This is a genomic window from Bacillus sp. ISO11, assembly GCF_003458115.1.
Taxonomy (GTDB): domain Bacteria; phylum Bacillota; class Bacilli; order Bacillales; family Bacillaceae_G; genus Bacillus_A; species Bacillus_A cereus.
On record NZ_QXCO01000001.1, the window covers coordinates 243,063 to 269,063 of the forward strand.

A 26,001-nucleotide genomic window follows, 5' to 3' on the forward strand; every position below is an offset into this window, starting at 1 on the left:
TTTTATATTCATTTATATTAAGATTTTTTGTAATTTTCTGTATTTTAAAATCGTAAAGGAGGTGCGATATGCTATTAAGATATGGTAAACATATTAACTATTTAGCTACATCTTTTATTTTAGTTACATTCTTTGGCTTCCTACTTTCCACAACATGGCTTACACACTACTCAACTCCTACTACATTCACACTACTGAAAGCATCATTTTGGACTGCTGTTATTCTTACTATCATTGGTTTTGGACGAGAAAAAAACGCACTTACGGTTATACTATTTGGCATTTGTACACTTGCATTCATTGGTCTTTACACTTTTTCCGTTATTGATTACCTCTATAACCCAAGGCCATAAAAAAGAGCTATCTTTTAACAAGATAGCTCTTTTCTTCACTTCACTACATTTCGCAAAGTACCAATTCCTTCTACTGTAATAACCACTTCATCACCAGCATGTAAAAACTTCGGTGGTGTGAAACCTTTTCCGACACCAGCCGGGGTTCCTGTTGCGATAATATCGCCTGGTTCTAAAGTCATTCCTTTACTTATCGTTGAAATAATTTCTTCTATTGAAAAAATCATTTTATTTGTGTTGGAAGTTTGCCTTACTTCTCCATTTACTACCGTTTCAATGTGTAATGCATTCGGCGCATTAACCACCGATTTATGAATTAAATACGGTCCCATCGGACAAAATGTATCGAAGCTTTTCCCAAGGAAAAACTGTTTATGTTTTCTTTGAATGTCTCGAGCTGTTACATCATTTATAATCGTATAACCAAAAACATGCTCAAGCGCTTTTTCTTTTTTTATTTGCTTCCCTCGCTTACCAATAATGATAGCTAATTCTCCTTCGTAATCTAGTTCGTCCGTTGCATGAGGGTGACCATTAATTTGCTCATTTATGCCAATAACTGTTGTTGGTGCTTTCGTAAAAATCATTATATTTTCTGGAATAGACTCTATTCCGCCCATTTCTATGGCATGCTCACGATAGTTTTTTCCAACGCACAAAATATTCTTTCTTGGCCTTGGAATCGGTGCTAATATTTTCACCTCTGTTAACGGATAATACGCCGCTTCCCCGTTTTCTTTTGCCCAATTTACAATTTCACATACTTTCTCAAAGCATTCAGTTCCTCTTTCAATACACTCTAACATTGTAATAGGGATTGTAACCTTTTCCCCTTTTTGTCTTTGCGCTTCTCTTAAGTGTAATACCTTTTTTTCTTCTTCATCCACAATACCTACAAATACCTTTTCTTCTTTCTTCGCCGTTACAAAACGCAATATTTCCACTCTCCATCCTAAAACTCATGCCCTTTAATTGTATTCGCATCCGTAAGGAAAAAACCTTCTCATACACGCTAATTTTTACAATATTCTTCTCATACCCTATTCGTTACGCCTTTATATTTGGCATAAAATGTAGAAATTTTACTTTTTTTAGCGAAGGTATTTCTTTTTTATGGAGTTTTTGTATAATATGTACTACATATATACTAAAAATTTCATTTAGAGATGGAGCCGATTTCAATGTTTGAGCAAGCGATTGAAAAAAAACGTGAAAAAATGATTTATTTTGCTGAACGCTATGGAATGACTTCTCAAAAAACAGTGGATTGTAGCCAAGAACTGGACAGGCTCTTAAATGTAATTTGGCATGTACATACGGATTATCACCCAAATCAAACACTCGACACACACACGCAATAGCGTGTGTGTGTCTTTTATTTCAAAAAAACACACATTTTATTGGAAACGCCCATACAATAGTAGAAAAGAAAATTTTAAAAACGAAGGGTGTTTTGTATGCCAGCTATGGTCGGACATATTCGTATCGTCAATATTGGATCAAGTGGTATTTTTCATATTGGAGATGTATTTGCGATTAGGCCTATTAGTTACTCACGTGCTTTCGCCGGGGCCGGCTCTTTTAATGTTGGAGATAACGTTTCTGTCTACAATTATCAAAGTGCAACGACTGTCAACGATTCAGATGTCGTCGATCAAGCGATAATTGGTTCAACTTAAAGGGGGCGATTGTATTGAATTTTTACGTAAACCAAAGCATCATCATTAACAGCATTAAAATTGATAGCATTACAACCTCTTCTGTGTTCCAAATTGGTACTGCCGGAAGTATTAAAGCCCTATCTAAATTTTCAAATACGGGCGGATTTACGGAGCCGCTTCGCCCATTACAAGCGAAAGGACAAATTATTTCTATCAAACCATCAACTAGTTCTTCTTAAGACATCCTTGTCATAAATATATAGCAGGAATATTTTTACCCTCCCTATTGAAAAGGAGGTTTCACAAATGAATCAAGATATATATACTTACTTACACCAACTTCAACAAGCTCTTCAAACACAACAAGCAGCCATCCTGAATTTAGAAGATCAAGTGCGCCAACTCCAAGAAGAGCTTAACGAATTAAAAAATCGCCCCTCCTCTTCTGTAGGAAAAGTGGAATACAAATTCGATCAATTAAAAGTCGAAAATTTAAATGGTACTTTAAATATTGGTTTAAACCCATTTTCAGCAAAAGGACAACAAATTGAAGATTTTCAAGTGGATACAGAAACATTGAAGGTAAACCCTGAAACCGAAACAAACCCAGACTTTTATCAAGGTATCCTCCAAGAAATGCATCGATACTTAGATGAAGAAGCATATAATCGTATTCTCCATTTTGAACAAGAAGAGCGAACACCGCTTGATGAAATGTATCGACAAATGATGGTGGATGACATAAAAAAACAGATGGAGCATCGACTCCCTTATTATTTATCACAAGCGCAATCATATGAAGGTATTTCAACAGATCCAGATTATTTACGAGATATCATTATTCAGGCAATGAAACAAGATATTGACAAAGCCTTTCTCTCCTTTATTCAGCACATACCGGGAAATTTCCGAAAGGAGTAAGTATGTATGAACCTTAACGTTGTAAACCGTGAGTTAAAAGTCGGACAGATTAAAATGAACGGTGTATCGTCGTCCGCACTCTTTTTAATTGGAGATGCAAATCTCCTCATTCTATCTTCTATTCTCGATACACCATTTGAAACAGTTACAGAGGGTCCATTTGTACCATTAGTAACAGATGTCCCTCCTACTCCAGGTTAAGGAGACTGAGAAATTATGTTGCATCATGTGTCTATTGTCCAAAGTGTTTCTATTATTTCTTTAGGGATTGCTGCTGTATTTCAAGTTGGAGATGCAAACCAAATGGAATTAAAAAGTAGAGCTATTGCCGTCCACCGTGAAATTCCTTTTTATATACGGGGAGAAGGTCGCTTTGATGCTTTTGAAATCTTTACAGATGAACACATTACAATTCCAAAACGAACGACAGATGTAAAATTAAACATTGTAAATGAATGCCCTTTTATTGAAGTTAATAACGTTGAATTACGCACACTTTTAAATTCTGGTTGCTTTCAAATTGGAAATGTTGATTATGGTTTTAATAACTCTCGTATTATACAAATCCGCCAATATATTACGGATGAACCTTCCGCACAATAATTCATATAGTAATTAAAAAGCTTAGTAAAGTAGGTGGATGGTATGCCTTCGGTTGTAGGAAATCTCGTCGTGCAAAACAGTAACGGCTCTTTCAACTTAGGAGATTTTTATAACGTATCTCCGAAAGAAAACACGAAAGCCTATAACGGATCTGGAGCTTCCAATGTTGGGTTTGTCGTGAATACGTTTAACGGTGTTAGTGCAACGAATACATTTGATTCTGATGTGGCAGATCAAGATCAGATTGGAACAGCGTAAAAAAAGTAGGAGATATTCTCCTACTTTTTTCTTTTATCTAATTCAAAATTATTAAAATAAAATTTTAATAAGCAAGAGCTTTACTGTCCACAAATAGTGGTATAAACAAGTAAGTAGTGAAGAGGCACTATTTCATTTTATTTAAATGATAACCCGCTCTCCTCCAAAGCCCTCCTAAGCTTCGGCAAAGACGCAGGCCCCATACCATGCAGTTTTAATATTTCTTTTTCACTATATTTTGAGAGTTCTTCTACAGTTTGAATTCCATGGTGTTCTAATGCCCTTCTTGCTGGCGCTGAAAGAAGAGAGAGAAAACCTTCTTTTGGTTTTCTCTCTTTCTCACAGACTGGGCAAGTTGGACAATCGCTACTTTTATAGTACTCGTGTCCCTGTTCACAAGTTCTTAACGTTTTTTCCGTTACCATTTTCAAGCCCCTCTATTCTTCAATATTTACAACGTGATTCCCATCAAAGAAGTATAAATATTTCTCTTTTACAGGATGTTGCAAGCTTTTCTCCAGTGCTTTTGCATATAACGAAAGCTGCACTTTATATCGATCTTCTAAAATTGGTTTCGCTTGTTCGAATCCGCCTGGAAATTTCCCTTCAATCGTATCTGTTTTGAAGTCGATTAACGTAATGCCATCTTCCTCTTCAATCATGCAGTCGATAACCCCTTGGACAAGAATCGATTCCCCGCTATTCCCTTGCCAATCTTGATATGCTTCTTCTGCTGCAAGCATCATCGTAAATGGAACTTCACGCTCAACACTTTTCGCCGCTAATACCCTTTTACCTAAGTCACTGTCAAAGAATGAAATTACTTTTTCAATCGCTATTTCTTCCGCCTGCTCGAATGTTAATAATTCCTTATTTACCATTCCAGCAATTTGCTCTTGAAGAACTTCAACCGTAATCGGCTTCTTCAAATCAACATGCTGCATAACGGCATGGACTGCTGTTCCGCGCTCTGCGTACGTTAACCCTTTTTTCTCCATAAAGCGCGGACGTGTTTTAATTGGTGCACGTAGTTTTTTAATAAAGGCGTTATCACTACCATCTTCTGATTGATAATTTCTCTTTATTTCTGTAACAGATTGCTTCGCACGGTGAGATGTTGCTTCCTCATATCCGTACTTCCACATTAATCTGTCGTACACTTCATCTTTTCGTTCACTTTCTAACGGCACAGCCTTTTTCTCACGAAGCGCTTCTAACAATTCTTGTTTCTCTTCTTGAACTGGCTCTGGTGCAAGTAGCGTATTACCGTCCACAACTTCTACTTTCCAGCTCGTGTCATACCCGTAAATTTCATCTGGAATACTTCCTTGTCCTAATTCAAGAAGCATTTCACTATCACGGTGTCTATATAATGAAGGTGCAATCCAGTCTAAATAACAAGACGCCCCGGCACGTATGTGATCTGGTAATAACCATTCACTATGTTCCCTCGCATCAAGCCATTTTTCCATTTCCTTATTTGCATCCTTAACTGTTCCGATTAAAATTAACTTCTCTTTCGCGCGCGTCAACGCTACGTATAGTACGCGCATTTCTTCCGCAATTAATTCCATTTTCATTTTACGCTTAATCGCAAGCTGTGATAATGTTGTATATTTAATTCGTTTACGCGGATCGATAAATTGCGAACCGAAACCGAAATCTTTATGCAATAAGAAACGTTTCATCAAGTCTTGTGTATTAAAACGACGACCGAGTCCAGCTACAAATACAACCGGGAACTCTAACCCTTTACTTTTATGAATCGTCATAATGCGAACAACGTCTTCTTGTTCACCGAGGGCCCTCGCCGTACCCATGTCATCACCGCGTTCTAAAATACGTTCAATAAAACGTAAGAAGCGGAATAATCCTCTAAATGATGTTGCTTCGTATTGTCTTGCGCGGTCATATAGTACGCGTAAGTTTGCCTGCCTTTGCTTTCCAGCTGGTAAACCGCCAACTAAGTCGTAATAACCTGTCTCACCGTACACTTTCCAAATTAAATCAGAAAGTGATTGTTGGCGCGCGAATTCACGCCATCCTTGCAGTAAGTTATAAAACCACTCTAATTTATCATGAAGTTCTTGCTCCTCTTCAAGTGGTGCCCCTTTTAAGAATGAGCTCATTACTTCATAAAACGAGCCTTTCTTTCCATGAGCACGAAGCGTTGCAAGTTCTTCATCGCTCAATCCAACGATTGGAGAACGAAGTACAGCTGCAAGCGGAATATCTTGCATTGGATTATCAATAACGCGGAATACGTTCATCATAATATTTACTTCCGTCGCTTCAAAGTAACCAGTCGCAAGGTCAGCGTACACTGGAATTCCTTGTAATTTTAACTCTTCCATAATTTGCGGGGCCCACGGCATGGAGCGAAGTAAAATAACGAAGTCGCGGTATTGTACTGGGCGCATACTATCATTTTTACGGTCATACACTTCATAACCTGAATCAACCATCGCTTTAATGCGCTGCGCCATAAGACGAGCTTCAAGCTGTGCTTTTTCGACTTCTGCACCTTCTTCTCCGTCTATTACTTCTTCTTCCGTTTGCTGAATGCACAGTAGTTCTGCCGCTACATCTTCACCTTCTGGATAGGTAGCACCTAACTTTAATTCAGCGTCTGCATCGTAGTCGATTTCTCCGACTTCTTCACCCATAATTTGTTTGAAGATAAAGTTCGTACCTGCTAACACTTCATGACGACTACGGAAGTTTTTCGCTAAGTCGATCTTCATTCCACCGCCCAATCCTTCTTGTGTGAAGCGTTTATATTTTCCTAGGAATAGTCCTGGTTCGGCTAGTCGGAAACGATAAATCGACTGCTTTACGTCACCAACCATGAACAAGTTTCCTTCACTCTCAGAATCTTTCGTTACGAATTTAATAATAGATTCCTGTACAAAGTTCGTATCTTGATATTCATCGACTAATACTTCAGCAAATTTATTACGATATTGGAGCGCCACTGCTGACGGATTCATTTCACCATTTTCACTTTGTTCACTTAAAATTTGTAAACAGAAATGCTCTAAATCTGTGAAATCGACCATTCCTTTATCTCGCTTCATCGCTTGGAAACGCTCTGTAAATACTTTTACAAGTTGAACAAGCTTTTCTAATACTGGGTGCATATCTTGAAAATCTCGTAAGAAACTTTCAGGTTTTCGGCTAAATAACTCTTCTTGTAATTTCTTCACTTCATCTTTCGCTTTATTACGAAGAGAGTCTACTTGTTTTACAACATCTTCATTGTAATCACTTTTCTTAATACGCTTTAACGTTTGCCACGATACATTTTGCATCGCTTCATACAAACTTGTCCACGACTCATGAGCAGCTGATGATAGCGTTCCAAGTAAAGCTAGATCTGCTTGCAGGGTTTCAATGCGAGGCGCTGGACCGTCAGGAAGCATTGCGAGTTCAGTTGCCTTACGAATATGCTGTTCCGCTGTTTCAAGCTGGAATTTCACATCTTCTAATAAATAAGAAGCATATACTAAATCTTCAATTGTCTTTCCTTCTACGTCATATGCTTCTACTAATTTATCAAGCCATTTTTCCGGATTTGGATGCGCTCTTGACTCTGTATGAAGCGCTAAAATCATACGTTGTAAGTCATCATCACTACGGTCACTCGTATAACGATCAACAAGTTCAAAGAAGATTGTATTATCTTCGATTCCGTACTCTTCTTCTAATATGTCATCTAGCACTTCTTCTTTTAACAATTCATTTTCTGTTTGATTCGCAATACGGAAACGAGGATCAACATCAAGCATGTAGTAATATCCTCTAATTACTTGTAAACAGAATGAGTGAATTGTTGAAATGGAAGCTTTATTTAATAGGCTCAGCTGCTTTCTTACGTGTTGAGAGCCTGGTTCATCAATTAATACCTTTTCTAACGCTTCCCCGATTCGGTTTTTCATCTCTTGCGCCGCTGCATTCGTAAATGTTACAACGAGCAGGCGGTCGACATCGACTGGATTCTCTTCATTAATAATCTTTTTAATAATACGTTCAACTAATACTGCTGTTTTACCTGATCCAGCTGCAGCCGCAACTAAAATATCACGTCCATTCGCTACAACAGCTTTCCACTGGTCATCTGTCCATTGACTACCTTCTGGTTTTTCAGGCCAATTTTCTATCATTCTCCGCCAACCTCCTCTCTTATTTTCTCCATCGCTTCGCTATCTTTCATATCTTTTAACGATCGGAACTGATTATCTTCAAGTGACTCATCAAATTGACAAACAGATTTGAAGTTACAGAACGTACATGCTGCTTTATTTCCCATTTTATAAGGAGCAATATCGATAACACCTTCTGTAATATCTTTTCCGATATTTTCAAACGTATGGTGTACATATTTTTGCAGTACGTTAAACTCTTGCTCACTTGCAATACTTGAACGCGCACTAAAGCTACCGTCTTTTTTCAGGCCAGCAGAAATAATATCTGAACTTCCTGTTGAAAGTTTGTTATCCATTAAACGAACAACGTCAGCATCTCCTAATACGAGTCCTTTCATTTTAAATTTCTTTAAAATTTCTTTTTCAATTTCAGCTTCAGATGCGTCACCTTTCATCTCAACGATTGGGTTATGAATATGGAAATACAATACACCAGCTGGTGATGCTGCGTGACCTTTTTTCATCCACGTCTGTGCATTCGAAGTAACAACATCTAAATACGTTAACATTTGAAGTGCTAATCCGTAATACACTTCCGTTAAATCTAACGCTTTTGAACTTGATTTATAATCAATAATACGTAAGAACGTCCCGTTTTCATCTTCTGCCTTATCAACACGGTCAATACGGCCGACAACTTCCATCTTCACACCATTTGGTAATGAGAATTCCATCGGCGGAAGTGATCCTGTACCACCCATACCGAACGGCACTTCTAAATCAACTGGTACGAATCCGCTTGACTTCGCATGTTCACGAAGAATGATTGACGTACGGAAAATGATTTGTTGTAGTTTTTGTTTTAAATAGAAATGACGGTTTGAACTTAATAAAATTTGTCGTTGTAATAACGGTGCGATTTCTTCTATTACTAAAACAGAAAGATGCTCACACTCTTTTATGGATAAATCCGCCCAAGTACGGTTTTCACGCAATAGCTTGTCCGCAATTTTCTTTAATGCCGCATGGAATAATTCGCCGATGTCCGGCGCATCAAGCTTGAAAATATCACGCTCTCTAAGCGATAAACCGTGCTGCGCAAAATGAGCGTATGCACAACGGTTAAATAGTTCCATACGAGAGACGCTTCCTTTAATTATATCTCCGTATAAATCTCTACTTACTGCTGTACTTAGTTTCTTCGCACGATTTCGATAGAATAAACTTGATAAGACGCGGCTACTTTTTTGTTTCCATTCATCTGAAGTTACGTAGAAATTATATACGTCCCACCAAAAGTCTAAATTCCCTTCAAATCCGTATCGCTTCCACGTTTGTAGTTGCTGCATAACGTAAGATAACGTTACTTCTGGCGTTGCTACGTATGAAATTTGTTCTGAACGTGATAAATCGTTTACGTCATTCGTAATAAATGAATCTTTCACATTAGGGAACATTCTTTTTATTTTCTTAATAAAGCTAGACGCAAGTAACGTCTTTCCTTCTTCATCTGCAAGCGGGCATGAAATATATAACTTCTCAGATGCTCTCGTTACCATTTGATACATAACGAACTGTTCTTCTAACAAAGTTTGTCTCGTCGTTGGCGCTAATTCAATCCCTGCTGCACCAAGAACTTCCCTTTCTTCATCAGAAAGCATACCTTCGTCCATAGGTGCTGCTGGAATAACACCCTCATTTACACCTATAATAAACGTTGCTTTCACGTCAGATAACCTGGAGTGATCAATATTAGCAATTAACACTTGGTCTAATGACGGCGGAATGTTAGCAAATTGAAGTGCCTCAAGACCTGTCGACATAACGTCCGTAAACATAGAAAGAGACATTTTCTCTTCACCAAGCATCTCTACAAACGTATCAAGAAGGCTCATTACTTCTTCCCATACTTGTTCATGATCTGTCGCAAATAAGAAATCTCCACTTTCTTCTGCACGTATACGTAATTCTTCTAGTTTTTTCGGAACATCCAGCTCTTCTAGAAATAAGTAAACTGCTTCACACATTTGCATAACTGTTCCTGCACGCTTTAACCTTTTTTGCATGCGAATAACAGGTGTTCTTACAACGTCACGTAACCTATTTATTTTCTCTTCCATTTCACGTTCACTATCTGTGATCATCCCGTTCGTATCATCAAGAGAACGATAACGGCGATACATCCATGGATCCTCTGAAGTCCACCTCTTTCCTTGTACACCGTACGCTAAACAGTAATTTTCAAATTCATCCATTTCTTCACGCATCGTTTCTTTTCTTACGTCTAATGGATATAAAAGCTCTGTTTTCACGCAGCGGAACACCGCATCATAACGCCAATTCCCACTAATAATCTCGAGTGCAGAACGAATACATTCTACTAATGGGTGGTGTGACATCGGACGCTTTTCATCGATGAAGTGTGGGATATTGTAATCTGTAAATAACGTTCGCATCACATCGTAATAACTTTCCCCATTACGAAGAAGAACCGCAATATCTCGGTAACGATAGTTTTCCTCCGCCACAAGTTTACGAATTTCACGCGCAACACCTTCTACCTCTGCTCGTAAATTCGCAGCTGTACTAATCGTTACACTCGCTTCACCGTTAAATTTTTCATTCGGACGCGCTTCATAATGAGCTTCTAAATGTGCTAATGCCGGAGAATGAAAACGCGGCTGTTCCATAAGTGGAATTGTTTTTTCAATTTCTATTTTCTCTTCACGCGCTACTTGTTTGATTTTTTCATACGTTAACGTCGTTTCATAAAATAAATCAAGTTCATTTACTGACTGTGCTAACGTTTTTTCATCTATCGTTAACGTGATCGTAACTCTCGCTCCGCAAATCATAAGCTGTCTTACAATCTCTAACTCTTGCGGGGAAAATGAATGAAATCCATCTATATAAATTTCCGCACCATTTACATATTCAGACTGCGGAAGCTTTTCCACTAGCAATTGCAGGTAGTCTTCTGAATCTAAGTATTTTCCAATTAAAGCACGTTCAAAATCATCGTATAGTAACTGTAAATCATACACTTTATTCGCTAGTAACTTTTGTTCGGCACTGCTACTATGCGCATCCAATTGTTGCCACATTTCATATACGTTAGATGGCGTTACATTGTAACGTTTAAACTCTGCAATCATACTGCCAAGATGTTCAAAGAAACCGTTTTGCTCCGCTGCTTTTTGGAACACCGATAATCCATCTTTACGAGACTCTACAATTTTACGGAGTAACATATGTACACCCGCTTCATCAATATGAAGACGACTCGCTCCGCCAACTTCTTGTAGTACCTTCCACGCTAATCGTGAAAAACTAAAAACTTGTGCCCGAATAGAACCTCTTACATCCTCACTTCCAATTAACGCCTGCTGCGTCTGGAATGTCATCTGTTCTGGCACAAGATATAATATTGTTTTCCCTCTCTGGCGTTGTTTTAACTCTTCTTGCACTTCGCGTAAACAAAGTGTACTTTTTCCACTTCCCGCTCTACCAATCACAAATCGAAGTGACATGTAACCCCACCTTTCACTTACATAACGAACGTTAGTTTGCTACTATAATTGTATTATAGTACACGAAAAAAGACAAACTGAGTTGTTTGTCTTTTCTATACTTCTACTTCATTATATCAACCTTTTGAAAAATTCGTTTGCACCTCTTGAATTGGCCAATATCGCAAATCAACTTTACCGACAACTGTATCAGCTTTTACAAAGCCAAAGTGTCTACTATCCCAGCTCCCGAGCCGGTTATCACCTACTACAAAAATAAACCCGGGTGGCACCAGCTTTTCTTTCGTTAACTCTTCTAATGTAAAGTCGCCTGTTAGTTGCCTTCCATTTATCTCTTTCTTATACTTCTCTAAATACGGCTCATCAATAAATTGACCGTTTATATATAATTTATCCTGCTTATATTCAATATGATCTCCAGGTAAACCGATAACCCGCTTTACATAGTCCTCTTTTTTATTCGCATGAAATACCACAACGTCAAATCTGTTCAAGTCCCCAACTTGATAACTCACCTTATTTACAACTAGCATATTGCCATCCTGCAATGTCGGCATCATTGACTTCCCCTCTACAACATACGTTGAAAAGAAAAACGTTCGAAAAAATACAGCTAATAATACACCAATTAAAATTGTTCGTATCCACTCTATGCCTTCTTTTTTCAAAGTTTTCTTCATCTGCTTCTCCCCTTATCCTTTAATACTGAAGCTTTCCTTTACAAAGAAGACTATTCTTAATGTAGTTCTAACTTTACTTCGATTTTCTTACCGACATACCATAAAATAAAAATACCAATCGCTACAATAACTGATTTCACTGGATTATGAATAAATGACATTAAATCATGACCGATATACGTTAAAATAAAAATCATCACAAGTTTTCCGAATGCTAACGCTAGACCAAACTGTTTTACACTAATTCGGGATAAACCAGCGACAACATTTATTAGCGCTGACGGTGTAAACGGAAAACAAAATATAACAAAAATCGGTGCGAATCCTTTCCTTTCAATCCACCCCATTGCTTTTCGTACTCTCTCATGCTTATTTACAAACGAAAAGAAACGACTGCGACCAAAATGGCGGATGATGAAAAAGACAAGTAATGCACCCATTACTGATCCAAGCCATGAATAAAGAAAACCGAGCCAAAAGCCAAATGCAACAGCATTCGCCAGTACAAATACAATAAGCGGTAATGCTGGAATCAACGCCTCTATCATCGGTAAACCAATACCAAGAAGTGGTCCGAACGCTTTATAACTCTCAACAATATGATCCATATTTTCTGGTGAAAAATACTCTTTGATTGTCTGAAAATCCATTCTACACTTTACCCCTTTACTCTAAATACTATCCCTACTGTATCATTGCTTATATGAAAGAGGAAATGGTAGATACGACATACGGAGATGTATTTATTAAAGTTTCCATATCTTTCATAAGAATTCCTTCATTATTTAGCTATGATAATCTATCAATATTCGACAGGACGTGTCGTTCATTTTGTTATTTAGATTGTTTTTCGGTTTTTATCGGTAAATGAAATTATACTGGTGATTTTCTAAATATATCAATTACAACTCGTTTTTTCTAATATATCGCCTTATCTACAAAGATTGACTGACAAACAAAAAAAGAATGGGGATTCCCCCATCCTTTCACACTTCGCCTTCCTTCACAAAATACACCTTCTCATAAGCGGGTCTTAATGTTGATTCCTCTTTTTTATCGACCTCTTTAAAACAAGGATTCCCTTGTTTTTTCCTACGATCTTCATATTCAGTACGTAATTTCGCTGTACGATTTTGTTGATTTTCAAAACTAGTTTTTGATATTTCTAATTTCACAGCAAAGCCATTTATAAATCTAATAATAAGATTTCCATCTTTTAATTCTTTATTACTTTCAATATAAAAATGAGACAACCACGCGCACTCTTTTCTAGAGTAAGAATAGGTAGGGAAAAAATAAAGTTGATCTGCTGGACTAATCGCAATCGGTGCTTTATGTGTAATATGAGTTAACTCTTTCGTTCCTTCTTTTCTGCCTAAGAAACTAGAGCCATGCTTGCGGCAACTTCTTTCTATAATATCTAGAGGTTTTTGAAATACGAAAAAAGAATCATTCATTTCAACGACTCGCGTAACAATTTTCTTTTCACTTAGAATAACAGGAAGTAAGGCCATCGTATTTTTCGTTACAACATAATTTTCGACATAGCGTTCCACTTTACTTTCCATACTCCATTATCTCCTTTTTTCCATTTATATTAGCAGCTGCATATATAATTTTAGCATCTATGAAAAGGAAATAGCTTACAAGTTCCGCTTTTTTACAATTTTTTATCATTTATCAAACATTTGTCAAACAATAAAATCACAATATAGAAATTAATTAATTTTAAAGTTATAAAAACAGCATTTATACTACCTATAAATATTTATTATCCATTCCTCATTTCACATCATTACAACAACTAACTTTGCTATAATTAAAATGTAAATCCAATATCTGGAGGGCCACTATGGAAGAAAAAGAGATCCAACCATCGATTCAAATGAAAAATAGTAGCGTCATTATCGTGAAAAACTCAGCTAGTATTATATTCGGTTTATTTTTCATTCTGCTATTCTTTGCCAAACCGTTTCGTAAATCAAAATGTCCAGAATGTAAAAAACGTGAGAAGAAAAAATCAGGGCAAGAACATTAAAAGGCCTTCCTTTATGGAATGCCTTTTTACATTTGTAGTATCATTTTATTTATTCTTCTTCCCCCTAAAAAACGACTATATTTTCTTCCAAGGTTCTCTACATCTTTTTTGATTTGTAATATGATCCTTATATAAAACATGAGAAAGAGTATTTGTACTTGTTACCCGCTTTTAATTTTTATTAAAAAATTCAAATTTATACATCTTTATCCATCACTAACAATTCGTTAATTAGTTAACTTTGCAATATAAGTTTTGTATATAATGTCATTCAAAAACACAATATATATAAGTAGCTATTTATAATTACATTGCTTTTTATCGAATTCTACAAAGGAGTTGTATACTATGGATAAAGAAAATCCATTAAATCAGCAGGTTAATAGCATTCCCTCAGATGCTCTGAATACCCCTAGTAAGGAACAAGAACAACTGTTAGAAACATCATCTCAAAACGTACAAAATTCCAACAACAACGCTAACAAAAAAGATGTTACTCAAGGTCTATCTGGAAAAGATTTCCCCATTTCAACAGAGAATACAAATTTATAGTTATTTACTATCATACGCAGCAAATGCTCTTGCTGAACTAATTCTTCTACAGAAACTAATACGCATTCCAGATAATTTTTTACCAGTTGTAACATCGAAAAAGAGATTTAGATATAAAAACAGGCTCTAAAAAAACTTTCTCCACAACAAAAAAGGATGGCATTAGCCATCCTTTTTTCCATCATCAACTATAAAATTATAGTTTGATTACGTTTTTAGCTTGAGGTCCACGGTTACCGTCTTCGATTTCGAAGCTAACTTTTTGACCTTCTTCTAAAGATTTGAAACCGTCAGTTTCGATTGCTGAGAAGTGTACGAATACGTCGTTTTCGCCTGGAACTTCGATGAAACCGAAACCTTTTTCGTTGTTAAACCATTTTACTTGTCCTGTTACTGCCATAATTATTTCCTCCTAAGAAAATACAAATTTTAAATTTTTTAGTCTTCCTGTCTAAAAAAAGAATCCACACATTATCAAATACGAAACATAAACTAGTTCTCACATACTTTTTCTCGTTCGTTTTCAGCACTTGATAACATATGGATTGCTTAATTTAACTATTCAACTGACATCATCATAGCACATTAAAATAAAATGTACAATCTTTTTCGAAAATAGAATTTCTAATTTTTAGTATTTCTTATAAAATATAATTATCTCTATTCTAAATAAGGAGGAGTTTATGACCAATAAAATTCCTAAAAAAACATTAAAAAGAATTGAAGAGGATATTGAAAATAATAATCTTGGAAAAGCAAGAGATAGATTGCATGGCCTCATCTTTACATACCCAAATGAATTACATCTTCGAAAACAACTCGGAGATATTTATTATAAATTACAATATCCAGAAATGGCTGGACGTTACTGGTATCTAGAAGAGCATAAAACAGGTATTATGCATGAATCATGTTTATTATTTGAAAAATCAATGGGAAATAGTCCTCATCATATTGCACGTGCTTTAAAGTTTAAAGGCGATTCTAACCATATAAAAGGTTTGTATAAAGATCAACCTTTATCTTCAGTGCAGAAGAAAGTAGCAGAGGAGTTAATTTATGAGTATAAAGAAACATGGAAAGATAAGCTAGTTCCTTTTGGCTGTCTAGCATTGCTTGCTTCCCTTCTCTTTTCTGCCGTTGTTGGTCTATTCACTATTTGGAATTGGATTTTTTAATCACAGGGGGAATTTTCACATGTCAAACTACGCTAAAGAAGAAAGGCTAACAGGGGGAAACGTCTCAAGCGTATATCGTTCTGAAAATACTGTTCGGCGAGAGTTAAAGCCAGACAGTGAAAAGATTCATAAGCTATTGCAACATTTAGAAAACAAAGGATTTCATTATGCTCCAAAGTTTTTAGGTGTAGATGAAAAGGATAGAGAGATTTTATCCTTTATTGAAGGAGAAGCTGGCAATTATCCTTTAAAAGAATATATGCGATCTAATGATGTATTAAAAGAAATAGCAAAGATGCTCCGCCTTTACCATGATGCTGTAAGTGATTTTCCGTTATTAGCTGATTGGAAACCGATGGATCATACTCCAAATAACATTGAGGTTTTATGTCACAATGATTTTGCCATATATAACATTATTTTTAATAATGAGAAGCCAGTAGGGATTATTGATTTCGATGTTGCTGCTCCTGGTCCAAGACTATGGGATATCGCTTATACACTCTATACTTGTGTGCCTTTAAGTAGAGTGTATTATACTGAATCCGGTGAAGCCGTTCATTATGACTCATCGCAACATGCAGATCGTATTAAAGAGAGAGTGAATTTGTTCGTTCAGTCCTATGATAAAAATATGGATGAAGATTACTTAGGAATGGTGTTGCTTCGATTAGAAGTGTTATGTACATATATGAAACGAAAAGCTCAAGAAGGCGACTTGAATTTCCAAAGAATGATCGATGAAGGACATCTAGAGCATTATGAGAAAGATATGAAGTTTATTCGTGATCATAGGGCTGAGTGGAGTTGATTTAGTAATAAAGAAAAGTTAGTATCGTTTTTTGCCGACAACTCAACCTCTCTTTTCGAATCGTTTAGAAAATAACAAGGGGCACCTTTCAAAAAGGTGCCCCTTCCTTTTATTTCGTAAACTGTGCTTCTTCCGTAGATCCTTTTAACGCTGTCGTTGATGAAGTTCCGCCTGTAATCACTTGTGCCACTTCATCAAAGTAGCCTGTTCCTACTTCACGTTGATGACGTGTTGCAGAGTAGCCATGTTTTTCAGCTGCGAATTCTGCTTGTTGTAGTTCAGAGTATGCTGCCATGCCGCGCTCTTTATAGCCACGTGCTAGTTCAAACATACCGTAATTTAATGAATGGAATCCAGCAAGTGTTACGAATTGGAACTTGTAACCGTAAGATGCGATTTCCTTTTGGAAGCTTGCAATTGTTTTTTCATCTAGTTTTTGTTTCCAGTTGAATGAAGGTGAGCAGTTATATGCAAGTAGCTTCCCTGGATGCTCCTTATGAATTGCGTCCGCAAATCGTTTTGCATCTTCTAAATTTGGTTCTGACGTTTCACACCAAACGAGGTCTGCGTACGGTGCATACGCTAAACCGCGCGCAATTGCTTGATCAAGACCTGCATTCGTACGGTAAAACCCTTCTGGTGTTCTTTCTCCTGTAATAAATGCTTTATCAACAGGATCAATATCGCTCGTAATTAAATCAGCTGCATCCGCATCTGTTCTTGCAACGATAATTGTCGGCACTCCCATTACATCTGCTGCAAGGCGTGCAGAAATTAAATTGCGTACTGCTGTTTGCGTTGGTAGTAGTACTTTTCCGCCTAAATGGCCACATTTTTTCTCTGAAGATAATTGATCTTCAAAATGCACACCTGATGCACCTGCTTCAATCATACCTTTCATCAGTTCGAATACATTTAATTGCCCACCAAATCCAGCTTCTGCATCTGCTACAATCGGTACGAAATAGTCTGTATCATCGCTTCCTTCCATATGCTGAATTTGATCCGCACGTTGAAGCGTTTGATTAATTCGTTTTACTACAGCAGGTACGCTGTTCGCTGGATATAAACTTTGGTCTGGATACATATGCCCAGAAAGATTTGCATCAGCTGCTACTTGCCAACCACTTAAGTAAATCGCTTTTAACCCAGCTTTTACTTGTTGCATCGCTTGGTTTCCTGTTAATGCGCCAAGTGCGTTAATATAGTCTTCTGTATGAAGCGATGTCCAAAGCTTCTCAGCACCACGACGCGCTAACGTATGTTCAATATCAATTGATCCGCGCAGGCGAATTACATCTTCTGCCGAATATGGACGTGTGATCCCTTTCCAACGCTCATCTAATTCCCAGCTTTCTTGTAACTTCTCGATTCTTTCGTTTTTCATTTGTTCCATCCCCTTTTCATTTTTTATAAAATTTCATAACCCGGTAATGTTAAAAATGGTACGAATTCATCATTTCGAACGAGATTTGTAAACAACGTTGTCGCCTCTTGGAATCTCCCTTTCTTAAAGGCTTCCTTACCAATCTCTCTTTCTATTTTTGCTAATTCTTCTTCTTTTAATTCTTCCATTAATTCAAGCGTAATATTGCGACCATCATTTAGTTTTCCACCTTCATGACGAATCCATTGCCATACTTGTGCTCTTGAAATTTCAGCTGTTGCCGCATCTTCCATTAAGTTATAAATGGGTGCTGCTCCCCGTCCGCTTAACCAAGATGCAATATATTGAATACCTACGCTAATATTCATGCGAAGGCCCTCTTCTGTAATCGTTCCCACTGGTACCTCTAGTAAATCGTTTTGTGTTACACATATTTCTTCACGTTTTCTAAAAATTTGATTTGGTGTTTTCATAATGTGATTAAACACTTCCATTGCAACCGGTACAAGTCCAGGGTGGGCAACCCAAGTCCCGTCATGACCGTCTAAAGCTTCGCGTTCCTTATCAGCACGCACTTTTTCAAAAGCTGCTTCATTTGCTTCTGGATTATTTTTAATCGGAATTTGTGCCGCCATTCCTCCAATTGCTGGTGCATTACGGCGGTGACATGTTTGAATTACTTTCAAAGAATACGAACGCATAAATGGCGCCGTCATCGTGACTTGTGCTCTATCTGGTAGTAAGAATTTATTATGATTACGGAAACTCTTTAAAAAGCTAAAAATATAATCCCATCTTCCGCAGTTTAAGCCAGCAGAATGATCTTTTAGCTCATACAAAATTTCATCCATTTCAAACGAAGCGTGAATCGTTTCCAGTAACACAGTTGCTTTAATCGTTCCATTTGGAATGCCGATATATTTTTGAGCAAATACGAATACATCATTCCATAATCTCGCTTCTAAATAACTTTCCATTTTCGGTAAGTAAAAGTATGGGCCGCTCCCTTTTGCTAAAAGAGCTTTCGCATTATGGAAAAAGTACAAGCCGAAGTCTACTAAGCTACCCGACATATTTTTCCCATCAACTTGCATATGCTTTTCCTCTAAATGCCATCCTCTTGGACGTACAATGAGTACAGCTGTTTTCTCATTTAATCTATATTCTTTCCCTTTATCATTTTCATGTGAAATCGTTCCCTTTACTGCATCTCGTAAATTGATTTGGCCTTCCACTGCATTTTCCCAAGTTGGTGAATTCGAATCTTCAAAATCCGCCATAAAAAGATGCGCTCCTGAATTTAAAGCGTTAATGACCATCTTTCTATCTACCGGTCCAGTAATCTCTACACGGCGATCCTCTAAGTCTTTTGGCAGCTTGGCAATTGTCCAATCCGCTTCACGTATGTGTTTTGTTTCTTCTAGAAACTTCGGAAACTCCCCTGCATCAATTCTCTTTTGTTTTTCTACACGTTTTTGTAAAAGTTCTATGCGGCGCTCATTAAAATTCTCATGTAGTTCCTTCAAAAAACTAAGCACCTCAGGTGTCAATATTTCGCTGTACGCTGGTAACATTTCTCCAACGAGTGTAACCCGTGAAGTTTGCGTCGACATATTAGCATCCCCTTCTTAAACTGTTTTATAACAGATTTGATTTCATGTTTTATATTATATAACAAATCTTCAGAAAAGGAAGTTTTTTTTGAAAATTCATTTCGTTTTTTTTCAAAACGCCATTCTTTCGCACTTTATTTCATACAAAAAAGGCCGCTGTTATACAACAACGACCTTTTTGTATTATTTTTGAATTTCACTTTGACTAGTTAAACTTTATTACTGCCCTTGTTCCATATCATGCAATATTGCTCTATGTAAAAACTGTGCGTATTGTTCTCTCGTTACCTTCATAGACGGACCGAATTTACCTTCTCCGATTCCCATTGTAATACCATTTGTTTGTACTGCACTAATTGCATTCGTTGCCCATGAATTTGCTAAAACATCATTAAAGTTATGAGATCCCTTTGCCTGTAGGTCAAAAGCATTCGTAAGAACTTGTGCCATTTCCGCACGCGTTAACGTCGCCTTCGGTCTAAAGTTTCCATTCTCGTCTCCCTGGAAAATTCCGATTTCCGTTAGAGCCAATATCTCCTCGATAAAGCTTGTTGAATTTTCATCGATATCTCCATATGGGTTTTCATATTCATCTTGTTCTTCCATATCAAACACACGGTAAATTAAAGCTGCAACTTGCTCACGTGTTACATTATCCCCAAAACCGAATATTCCATCGCCATATCCCAAAATAATTTCTTGTTCCGCTAATTCATGAATTGCCTCATATGCCCAATGTCCTTTTGGTACATCTTTAAATACAATTGTATTTGCTTTTTGCAACGGTGCACTTTCCGCTTTTACACTATTACTCTCTGCTGAGAATAACACCCCACCCATAATTGTTAATGCTGTAGCTGTTTTTAATAATTTTTTGCTCATCAAATTATCTCCCCAATATGTATATGTTTTTTTAAAAATATACAGAATAAATGGTATAGTGACAATATATTTTCCGACACATTTCGTGACGGTTTTGTGAATCATATTACACATCATGTCTTTTTCATCGGGTCGATTATAAAGCTTGTTTATAACCATAAAAATACATAAATACGAATAATAATTCTTTTTTAAACAAACAAAAAAGCACAAATTTTTCTATTTGTGCTTTCATATTTCACTCTACTTCCAATCCTCTTTCAAATGATAATTAATAATCGCATTATTAATAAACTGAGCATATTGTTCTCTAGGTACAGGGCGATTTAATTCATACATGCCATTCCCAGTTCCTCTCACAACATTATTAGATTGTAACGCACTAATTGCATCTTCTGCCCAGTGACCTTTTGGAATATCTTTAAATGTATGTTTTTGTTTCGTTTCAAAATTAAATGCTCGTTTTAAAATGACAGCCATTTCCGCTCTAGAGATTGGTGCTTTCGGCCTAAAATTCCCTTGGCCATCCCCTGTAAAAACACCACGTTTTGTTAACGCTAAAATTTCCTTTTTAAAAGTGGTTGTACTATCAGAAACATCTTTATATGGATTCGCTACTGGCCCTTCTTCTTTTATCTCAAGTGTTCTGTAAATAGTCCCAGCTACTTGTTCACGTGTTATAAGATCGCCAACACCATACTTCCCGTTTCCATACCCTAATATAATTTTATGATACGCTAAATCCATAATAGCATCATATGCCCAAAATCCGTATGGAACATCTTCAAACACAATCATTTGTGGATACTCTTCCGCTTTTACAGGTGTCACATTCGCCCCTGCAAATATACCTCCTGCCATTGTCGCAATCATCATTACACCCAATATTTTTTTCTTCATTATCCTCTCTCCCTATTTCATTCAAATAAAATGAACTTCATTGTTTCAGGAGTACTATTTTTTTTGTGAATGTAAGATAAAATGCAAATCTTCTAGAAGAAATATTCCCACTACCTTTCTGCTTTATACCCCCTTCTTTCTTTTTCAAAAAGGAAGTTGTCACATCTAAGGTGTTATATACTAAAACATTCTACAATCTCTTTAAAAACTCCTTTTCACTTTATAACTTCCCTTTATTGGCACCTAAAGGAGATGCCTAATGGAGATTACTATATTCATGGTTTATATTTCAGAGGTAGCATCCCCCTTCACTGATAACTCGCTTTCGCTGAATTTTGAGGTGGGGGTCTTACTGCCCAGCAAATAACGGGATAAAAAAATCATCCTTTTTTCTTAAAAGAGGATGATTTTTTTATATTTATTAACACTCAAATATGCTACTACTTTTGAAGAGTAAATTGGGCAACTATTTGTTTTAATTTTCCTGCTGCGTTATGCATATGTTCAATTGAAACCGAAATCTCTTGAACAGATTTTTCTTGCTGTTGAATAGACTCTTTTACCCTATCAGTTCGGTCAGATGATCTTTGGGAAATTTGAGCCATGTCTTCTGCAGAAGCCGAGATTTCCTCACTACTCGCTGCAATTTCATCTGTAGACATAGATACCGTTTGAATTTGCTCAGATACTTGCTGTACTTTTTCTGTAATTGTTCCAAATACTTTTTCTGTATGCATTACTACTTGTGTACCTGCCTGTACCTCATTATCTACTTTCCCCATCATATGTACCGTATGGTTCGTTGTTCCCATAACTTGAGTAATAAGATTCTCAATTTGTTTTGCAGAATCACTAGATTGTTCTGCTAATTTCCGCACTTCATCTGCCACAATTGCAAATCCTCTACCACTTTCACCAGCACGTGCAGCCTCAATTGCGGCGTTTAATGCTAATAAGTTAATCTGGGAGGTAATACCTTGCATAACATCAATGATTTTAACAATTTCTTCTGATTGTTCTTTCATAGTCTCTACTTGTTTCACACCGCTATGTACCGAATTTTGGATTGTATCCATCTGTTGAATCATTTGTTTCATTAATTTGTTACCACTCTCTGCATCTAATGCTGATTGAGCAGATAATTCATTTACAGAGGATGATGTATTGACTATACTCTGCATTCCTTGCGTCAACTCTTCCATCGCACCCGCAGTTTGTTCCATTGCTTGCATTTGACTCTCTGCACCATTTGCAACTTCTTCAATATCCATAGTGATTTTCTTCGCTGCACTACTAGATACTTCTGATGCAGATACTACTCCGTCTGCATGTTGGAATAAAAGCTGAATATTATTCTCTACTTCTTGCATATTTGTTCTTAGCCCTGCAATCATCTCGTTAAAATTACTTACTAATACACCTAATTCATCCTTAGCAGTATAATCACCATGTACGGTTAAATCTCCTTCTTTCGCTCTTTCCATCATACGACTAACCGTTTGTAAAGGAGCAACTATGAGCTTGCTAATAATATAACTTACTATACATATAACGATTGTAGTAACTACTACAAGAATGATAAAGGTAATAACGGAACGATCAATCATTTTTTGAGAATCTTTAAATACTTGGTCAGCTAAATTTGAAACATACGATTCTAGATCCACTGCATAACCAGCTAACTCTATTCCCTTCGGTTTTAATTCCTTCTGAAATTCATTTACCATTTGTGGCTCATTTGTTGCCTTCGCCTTTTCAAATAATTTTTTATATGTATCTTTATAACTTGGCAAAGATTTCTTCATCTTCTGAAATAGTTCATCCTCTTGCTTACTTAAATTAAAACCATCATCATATTCTTTTAATAAAGAATCATATTTTTTAAGATCCTTGTCAATATTATCAATTATCCCCTCTTTATTTGCCACTTCATTTTGTGATGCCGTAATTAATTCTAGTAAGTTATATTCTAATGAATTTTGTGTACGAAGCATTCCTTCTAATAAAATTGCAGAATATTGATAATCATCTACTACAACCTCTGTATCGTGCTTAATCTTATTAATAGAATTAATTGCTACACTGCTCATAATTACCATACCTAAAACTGCTAATGAAATAAGCGCTAATAATTTATATTTCACTTTTAAATTTTGTAAAAAATACATTTTTCCACCTTTATTCCTTTATATATAGATTTTTAGAATTTTATAGCTTATTATTTACAAAATCGTAATAAAAAGCAATGATAAATATTCCCAATATGAAACTTATATCTCTATAAAAAAAGAAGTAGCTATCATGCTACTCCTTTTTGCTTTGTTTCTCATATTGTTCAAACGTATGAATTCTTTCAAAAATTGGTGGGTGCGTGTATAAGAAAAATTTTACTAACGCAGGCGGATTTACTTGGCTTAAACTTGTTTTTGATAAATATTGAAAAGTTTTCACACCAGATTTCCCATCCTTCGTCATATTTAAAGCATATTGATCTGCCGCTCTTTCTTCTATACGTGAAACGTAGTTTGTTGCTGGTTGTGCTGCAAAAGAGAGGACAGAAGAAATTAAGAAAAATAAAGGTAACATGGAGAAACATGCTACTTTTGAAATTTGCAATGTATCTCCCCATTTGCGAATACACATATTTATAATACGACTAATTAAAAACATACCTATAAACGATAGCAATACATAACTTGCAACGCCAAAATATATATGTTTCATAACATAATGCCCCATTTCATGGGCCATTATAAATAAAATCTCTTTATCTTTTAACTGCTTAAGTGTTGTATCCCACATTACAATACGGGCGTTAGGGCCAATTCCTGTTACGTAAGCATTTAATGCATTCGTTTTTTCTGACATATTTACTTCATATACGTGTTTAGCAGGAATGTCCGCTTTGTCTGCTATCGCTAAAATTTTCGTTTCTAATTCTTTATTTTTCAGCGTCGAGAAGTCGTTATACAGTGGATCAATAACGACAGGCTGTATGAATGTTAAAAAGATTGTAAATGGAACAGAGAGCGCCCATCCTGCGAGCCACCATCTCTTCGGAAATTTACGGATAAGCCATAATAGAACGGTAACTACGATTAACATAGTCGCATAACTTTCCCAAAAACCGATAACATGATCTTTTATCCAGCTTTGTGTACTTTGTGTTGAAATGCCGTAATCAACGGACACTTTCCGGCCAATCCATTGCATCGGTAAGGCAAGCACTGTTGTCAGTAATGATAAATAAAAGAAATAAATCGCAACTTGCAAAACACTTATTTTAGTCGTTTCCTTCGACCATTTCTCAAACTTTCTTGAAATACCTAGCACAAGTACAAATAATAAAATAATCCATTCAAGAGGCGTCGCTAAAAAGTATAGTAAATTTTTCACGCGCGAATAATCTTGGCTTAGCGTAAGCTCTCTCGTACTCATAAACGTTTCTGGATCTGCACTCGTTCCCTTATACATGTCCGGAATAAGTTCATGATTCCATCCAAATAAATACCAATATATAAGTAACGCAAATCCAACGTACAAAAAAAGCGACCAACCGATAACCTTCTTCACGCTATTCCCTCCTCTATGCTGCCTGTCTATTATTATTGTAAGTTCGTACACGCTAAATTAGAACAAGCTTATTATGTGAATTGCTCTGGATCTTTTTATTTACATAAAAAAACTCTTCTACATAAGAAGAGTTTTACCTATCTTTAAACACTTTCTTCGGTTCACAATCCGTACACTTACAAACCAACACGTACCCTACTTCCTTTTTAGATAAAATAAAAAGCCTCTTTAAGGAAGTACATCTATTAATAAACTAAAATCTTGTAAAGAGAAAGAACTATATTTCATAATACCCTGTACGGCTAAAAGTAAAACAAGACCGATCACACACATATAGTTAACGCTTTCTTCATTCTTTTTTTCAGTAACGACTCCACCACTTATACATAAAATCCCTAGCAAATGGAGCGCTAAATACATGAAAAAATAAGCTTCCTCCCAGCGCAAAATAACATTCACTGTCGTTATTAACACTAGACTAAGTAAAATCAAATAAAAAAACTTATTTGATGATATCGTTTCATTCATATAATTTTATACATCCCTTTCAAATTTCGAATTAATGATGTTTCAAAGCTATAAAGTAAATGATTGTTTTTATACCATAAAACAAAAGGAAAGCCACCATTACTTTCTCGAATACTTTATGAATCCACATATACTTCTCTTCATTCTTTTTGAAGATGCGCTTCATCATTTCTTCTACAATTAGACCAAATATTAGTAAAACCCCGAACACAATAAGAAGAGAAATAATATTTTCTTTTAAATGAGTACTAGAAAATAAGTAATACTCTGGAAACACAATCGTATCTACTACAGGTTGAAGCCAATGACAAACGCTTTTATCACACATATCTGTAATAGACGTAGAATCTATAATGTCTTTTAATATTTTTTCAACCGTCTTCTTCAT

The 26,001-nt window shown here is 36.2% G+C and carries 28 protein-coding genes and 1 pseudogene; 12 read left to right on the forward strand and 17 right to left on the reverse strand.

The window, feature by feature from the left end; genetic code table 11:
- Positions 1 to 68 precede the first annotated feature (68 nt).
- A complete protein-coding gene (locus D1166_RS01300) occupies positions 69 to 353 on the forward strand; it encodes a hypothetical protein (RefSeq protein WP_000926862.1) in 285 nt (94 codons plus the stop codon).
- A gap of 35 nt (positions 354 to 388) precedes the next feature.
- On the opposite strand, the gene D1166_RS01305 is transcribed toward D1166_RS01300, so the two are convergent.
- Positions 389 to 1,288 carry a fumarylacetoacetate hydrolase family protein gene (locus D1166_RS01305; protein ID WP_001213086.1) on the reverse strand — a complete coding sequence of 300 codons (900 nt, stop codon included), beginning with the start codon at positions 1,286 to 1,288 and terminating at the stop codon, positions 389 to 391.
- A 246-nt stretch (positions 1,289 to 1,534) separates the two neighbouring features.
- Between D1166_RS01305 and D1166_RS01310 the strand changes: the two genes are divergently transcribed.
- The 7 genes from D1166_RS01310 (at position 1,535) to gerPF (ending at position 3,796) form a co-directional block, all read left to right on the forward strand.
- Positions 1,535 to 1,714 carry an aspartyl-phosphate phosphatase Spo0E family protein gene (locus tag D1166_RS01310; RefSeq protein WP_097855572.1) on the forward strand — a complete coding sequence of 60 codons (180 nt, stop codon included), beginning with the start codon at positions 1,535 to 1,537 and terminating at the stop codon, positions 1,712 to 1,714.
- Positions 1,715 to 1,810: 96 nt separating this feature from the next.
- On the forward strand, positions 1,811 to 2,032 hold the full coding sequence (gene gerPA / locus D1166_RS01315) for a spore germination protein GerPA (RefSeq protein WP_001111188.1): 222 nt from the start codon (positions 1,811 to 1,813) through the stop codon (positions 2,030 to 2,032).
- A 14-nt stretch (positions 2,033 to 2,046) separates the two neighbouring features.
- Positions 2,047 to 2,253, forward strand: a complete 207-nt coding sequence (gerPB, locus tag D1166_RS01320; protein ID WP_001012508.1) for a spore germination protein GerPB — start codon at positions 2,047 to 2,049, stop codon at positions 2,251 to 2,253.
- 67 nt (positions 2,254 to 2,320) lie between these two features.
- Complete coding sequence (gerPC, locus tag D1166_RS01325; RefSeq protein ID WP_001070760.1) at positions 2,321 to 2,935, forward strand: spore germination protein GerPC; 615 nt, start codon at positions 2,321 to 2,323, stop codon at positions 2,933 to 2,935.
- A 6-nt stretch (positions 2,936 to 2,941) separates the two neighbouring features.
- Positions 2,942 to 3,136, forward strand: coding sequence for a spore germination protein GerPD (gerPD, locus tag D1166_RS01330; RefSeq protein ID WP_001052807.1), 195 nt, complete (start codon positions 2,942 to 2,944; stop codon positions 3,134 to 3,136).
- A 15-nt stretch (positions 3,137 to 3,151) separates the two neighbouring features.
- Positions 3,152 to 3,538 (forward strand): spore germination protein GerPE, encoded by a 387-nt coding sequence (locus D1166_RS01335; protein WP_000902336.1) that lies wholly within the window; start codon positions 3,152 to 3,154, stop codon positions 3,536 to 3,538.
- Between the two features lie 42 nt (positions 3,539 to 3,580).
- A complete protein-coding gene (gene gerPF / locus D1166_RS01340; protein ID WP_001141566.1) occupies positions 3,581 to 3,796 on the forward strand; it encodes a spore germination protein GerPF in 216 nt (71 codons plus the stop codon).
- 137 nt (positions 3,797 to 3,933) lie between these two features.
- Here the strand turns inward: gerPF and D1166_RS01345 are convergent, their stop codons facing one another.
- From D1166_RS01345 to D1166_RS01370, 6 genes are all read right to left on the reverse strand, one after another.
- Entirely contained in the window at positions 3,934 to 4,221 is a 288-nt protein-coding gene (locus D1166_RS01345) for an RNA polymerase alpha subunit C-terminal domain-containing protein (RefSeq protein WP_000255727.1), read from the reverse strand.
- Positions 4,222 to 4,233: 12 nt separating this feature from the next.
- The gene (gene addA, locus D1166_RS01350) at positions 4,234 to 7,959 is read right to left on the reverse strand and encodes a helicase-exonuclease AddAB subunit AddA (protein ID WP_118043230.1); all 3,726 of its coding nucleotides are present in this window, start codon (positions 7,957 to 7,959) and stop codon (positions 4,234 to 4,236) included.
- On the reverse strand, positions 7,956 to 11,471 hold the full coding sequence (gene addB, locus D1166_RS01355; RefSeq protein ID WP_097855571.1) for a helicase-exonuclease AddAB subunit AddB: 3,516 nt from the start codon (positions 11,469 to 11,471) through the stop codon (positions 7,956 to 7,958). The genes addA and addB overlap by 4 nt, the downstream gene beginning before the upstream one ends.
- Positions 11,472 to 11,587: 116 nt before the next feature.
- The gene (lepB, locus tag D1166_RS01360; protein ID WP_000751910.1) at positions 11,588 to 12,151 is read right to left on the reverse strand and encodes a signal peptidase I; all 564 of its coding nucleotides are present in this window, start codon (positions 12,149 to 12,151) and stop codon (positions 11,588 to 11,590) included.
- A gap of 56 nt (positions 12,152 to 12,207) precedes the next feature.
- On the reverse strand, positions 12,208 to 12,801 hold the full coding sequence (locus D1166_RS01365) for a TVP38/TMEM64 family protein (RefSeq protein ID WP_000347517.1): 594 nt from the start codon (positions 12,799 to 12,801) through the stop codon (positions 12,208 to 12,210).
- A gap of 336 nt (positions 12,802 to 13,137) precedes the next feature.
- On the reverse strand, positions 13,138 to 13,719 hold the full coding sequence (locus D1166_RS01370; protein WP_000444441.1) for a competence protein ComK: 582 nt from the start codon (positions 13,717 to 13,719) through the stop codon (positions 13,138 to 13,140).
- Between the two features lie 284 nt (positions 13,720 to 14,003).
- On the opposite strand from D1166_RS01370, the gene D1166_RS01375 reads away from it, so the two are divergent.
- Both D1166_RS01375 and D1166_RS01380 read left to right on the forward strand, forming a co-directional pair.
- Positions 14,004 to 14,189 (forward strand): hypothetical protein, encoded by a 186-nt coding sequence (locus tag D1166_RS01375; protein ID WP_000391372.1) that lies wholly within the window; start codon positions 14,004 to 14,006, stop codon positions 14,187 to 14,189.
- Between the two features lie 348 nt (positions 14,190 to 14,537).
- Complete coding sequence (locus tag D1166_RS01380; protein WP_000356922.1) at positions 14,538 to 14,741, forward strand: hypothetical protein; 204 nt, start codon at positions 14,538 to 14,540, stop codon at positions 14,739 to 14,741.
- 196 nt (positions 14,742 to 14,937) lie between these two features.
- On the opposite strand, the gene cspA is transcribed toward D1166_RS01380, so the two are convergent.
- Entirely contained in the window at positions 14,938 to 15,141 is a 204-nt protein-coding gene (gene cspA / locus D1166_RS01385) for an RNA chaperone/antiterminator CspA (protein ID WP_000301518.1), read from the reverse strand.
- Between the two features lie 283 nt (positions 15,142 to 15,424).
- Between cspA and D1166_RS01390 the strand changes: the two genes are divergently transcribed.
- Both D1166_RS01390 and D1166_RS01395 read left to right on the forward strand, forming a co-directional pair.
- Positions 15,425 to 15,919, forward strand: coding sequence for a DUF6584 family protein (locus D1166_RS01390; protein ID WP_000182386.1), 495 nt, complete (start codon positions 15,425 to 15,427; stop codon positions 15,917 to 15,919).
- 19 nt (positions 15,920 to 15,938) lie between these two features.
- Positions 15,939 to 16,730 carry a phosphotransferase gene (locus tag D1166_RS01395; RefSeq protein ID WP_097855570.1) on the forward strand — a complete coding sequence of 264 codons (792 nt, stop codon included), beginning with the start codon at positions 15,939 to 15,941 and terminating at the stop codon, positions 16,728 to 16,730.
- A gap of 109 nt (positions 16,731 to 16,839) precedes the next feature.
- Here D1166_RS01395 and aceA read toward each other — a convergent pair whose 3' ends face one another.
- The 9 genes and pseudogenes from aceA to D1166_RS01435 form a co-directional block, all read right to left on the reverse strand.
- Positions 16,840 to 18,117 (reverse strand): isocitrate lyase, encoded by a 1,278-nt coding sequence (gene aceA, locus D1166_RS01400; RefSeq protein ID WP_000787346.1) that lies wholly within the window; start codon positions 18,115 to 18,117, stop codon positions 16,840 to 16,842.
- Positions 18,118 to 18,140: 23 nt separating this feature from the next.
- On the reverse strand, positions 18,141 to 19,730 hold the full coding sequence (aceB, locus tag D1166_RS01405; RefSeq protein WP_097855569.1) for a malate synthase A: 1,590 nt from the start codon (positions 19,728 to 19,730) through the stop codon (positions 18,141 to 18,143).
- Positions 19,731 to 19,949: 219 nt separating this feature from the next.
- A complete protein-coding gene (locus D1166_RS01410) occupies positions 19,950 to 20,717 on the reverse strand; it encodes an S-layer homology domain-containing protein (RefSeq protein ID WP_118043231.1) in 768 nt (255 codons plus the stop codon).
- Positions 20,718 to 20,855: 138 nt separating this feature from the next.
- Positions 20,856 to 21,512: an S-layer homology domain-containing protein gene (locus D1166_RS01415; RefSeq protein ID WP_000727095.1), complete on the reverse strand. Its 657-nt coding sequence runs from the start codon at positions 21,510 to 21,512 to the stop codon at positions 20,856 to 20,858.
- A gap of 440 nt (positions 21,513 to 21,952) precedes the next feature.
- Positions 21,953 to 22,906 carry a methyl-accepting chemotaxis protein gene (locus D1166_RS32255; RefSeq protein ID WP_409194079.1) on the reverse strand — a complete coding sequence of 318 codons (954 nt, stop codon included), beginning with the start codon at positions 22,904 to 22,906 and terminating at the stop codon, positions 21,953 to 21,955.
- Positions 22,901 to 23,680: pseudogene (locus D1166_RS32260) on the reverse strand (MCP four helix bundle domain-containing protein); the annotation flags it as partial. The gene D1166_RS32255 and the pseudogene D1166_RS32260, both read right to left, overlap by 6 nt.
- Positions 23,681 to 23,816: 136 nt before the next feature.
- A complete protein-coding gene (locus D1166_RS01425; protein ID WP_000755730.1) occupies positions 23,817 to 25,085 on the reverse strand; it encodes a M48 family metallopeptidase in 1,269 nt (422 codons plus the stop codon).
- Between the two features lie 228 nt (positions 25,086 to 25,313).
- Complete coding sequence (locus D1166_RS01430) at positions 25,314 to 25,613, reverse strand: DUF2101 family protein (RefSeq protein WP_001006050.1); 300 nt, start codon at positions 25,611 to 25,613, stop codon at positions 25,314 to 25,316.
- A gap of 31 nt (positions 25,614 to 25,644) precedes the next feature.
- Positions 25,645 to 26,001: a hypothetical protein gene (locus D1166_RS01435; RefSeq protein ID WP_000754332.1), complete on the reverse strand. Its 357-nt coding sequence runs from the start codon at positions 25,999 to 26,001 to the stop codon at positions 25,645 to 25,647.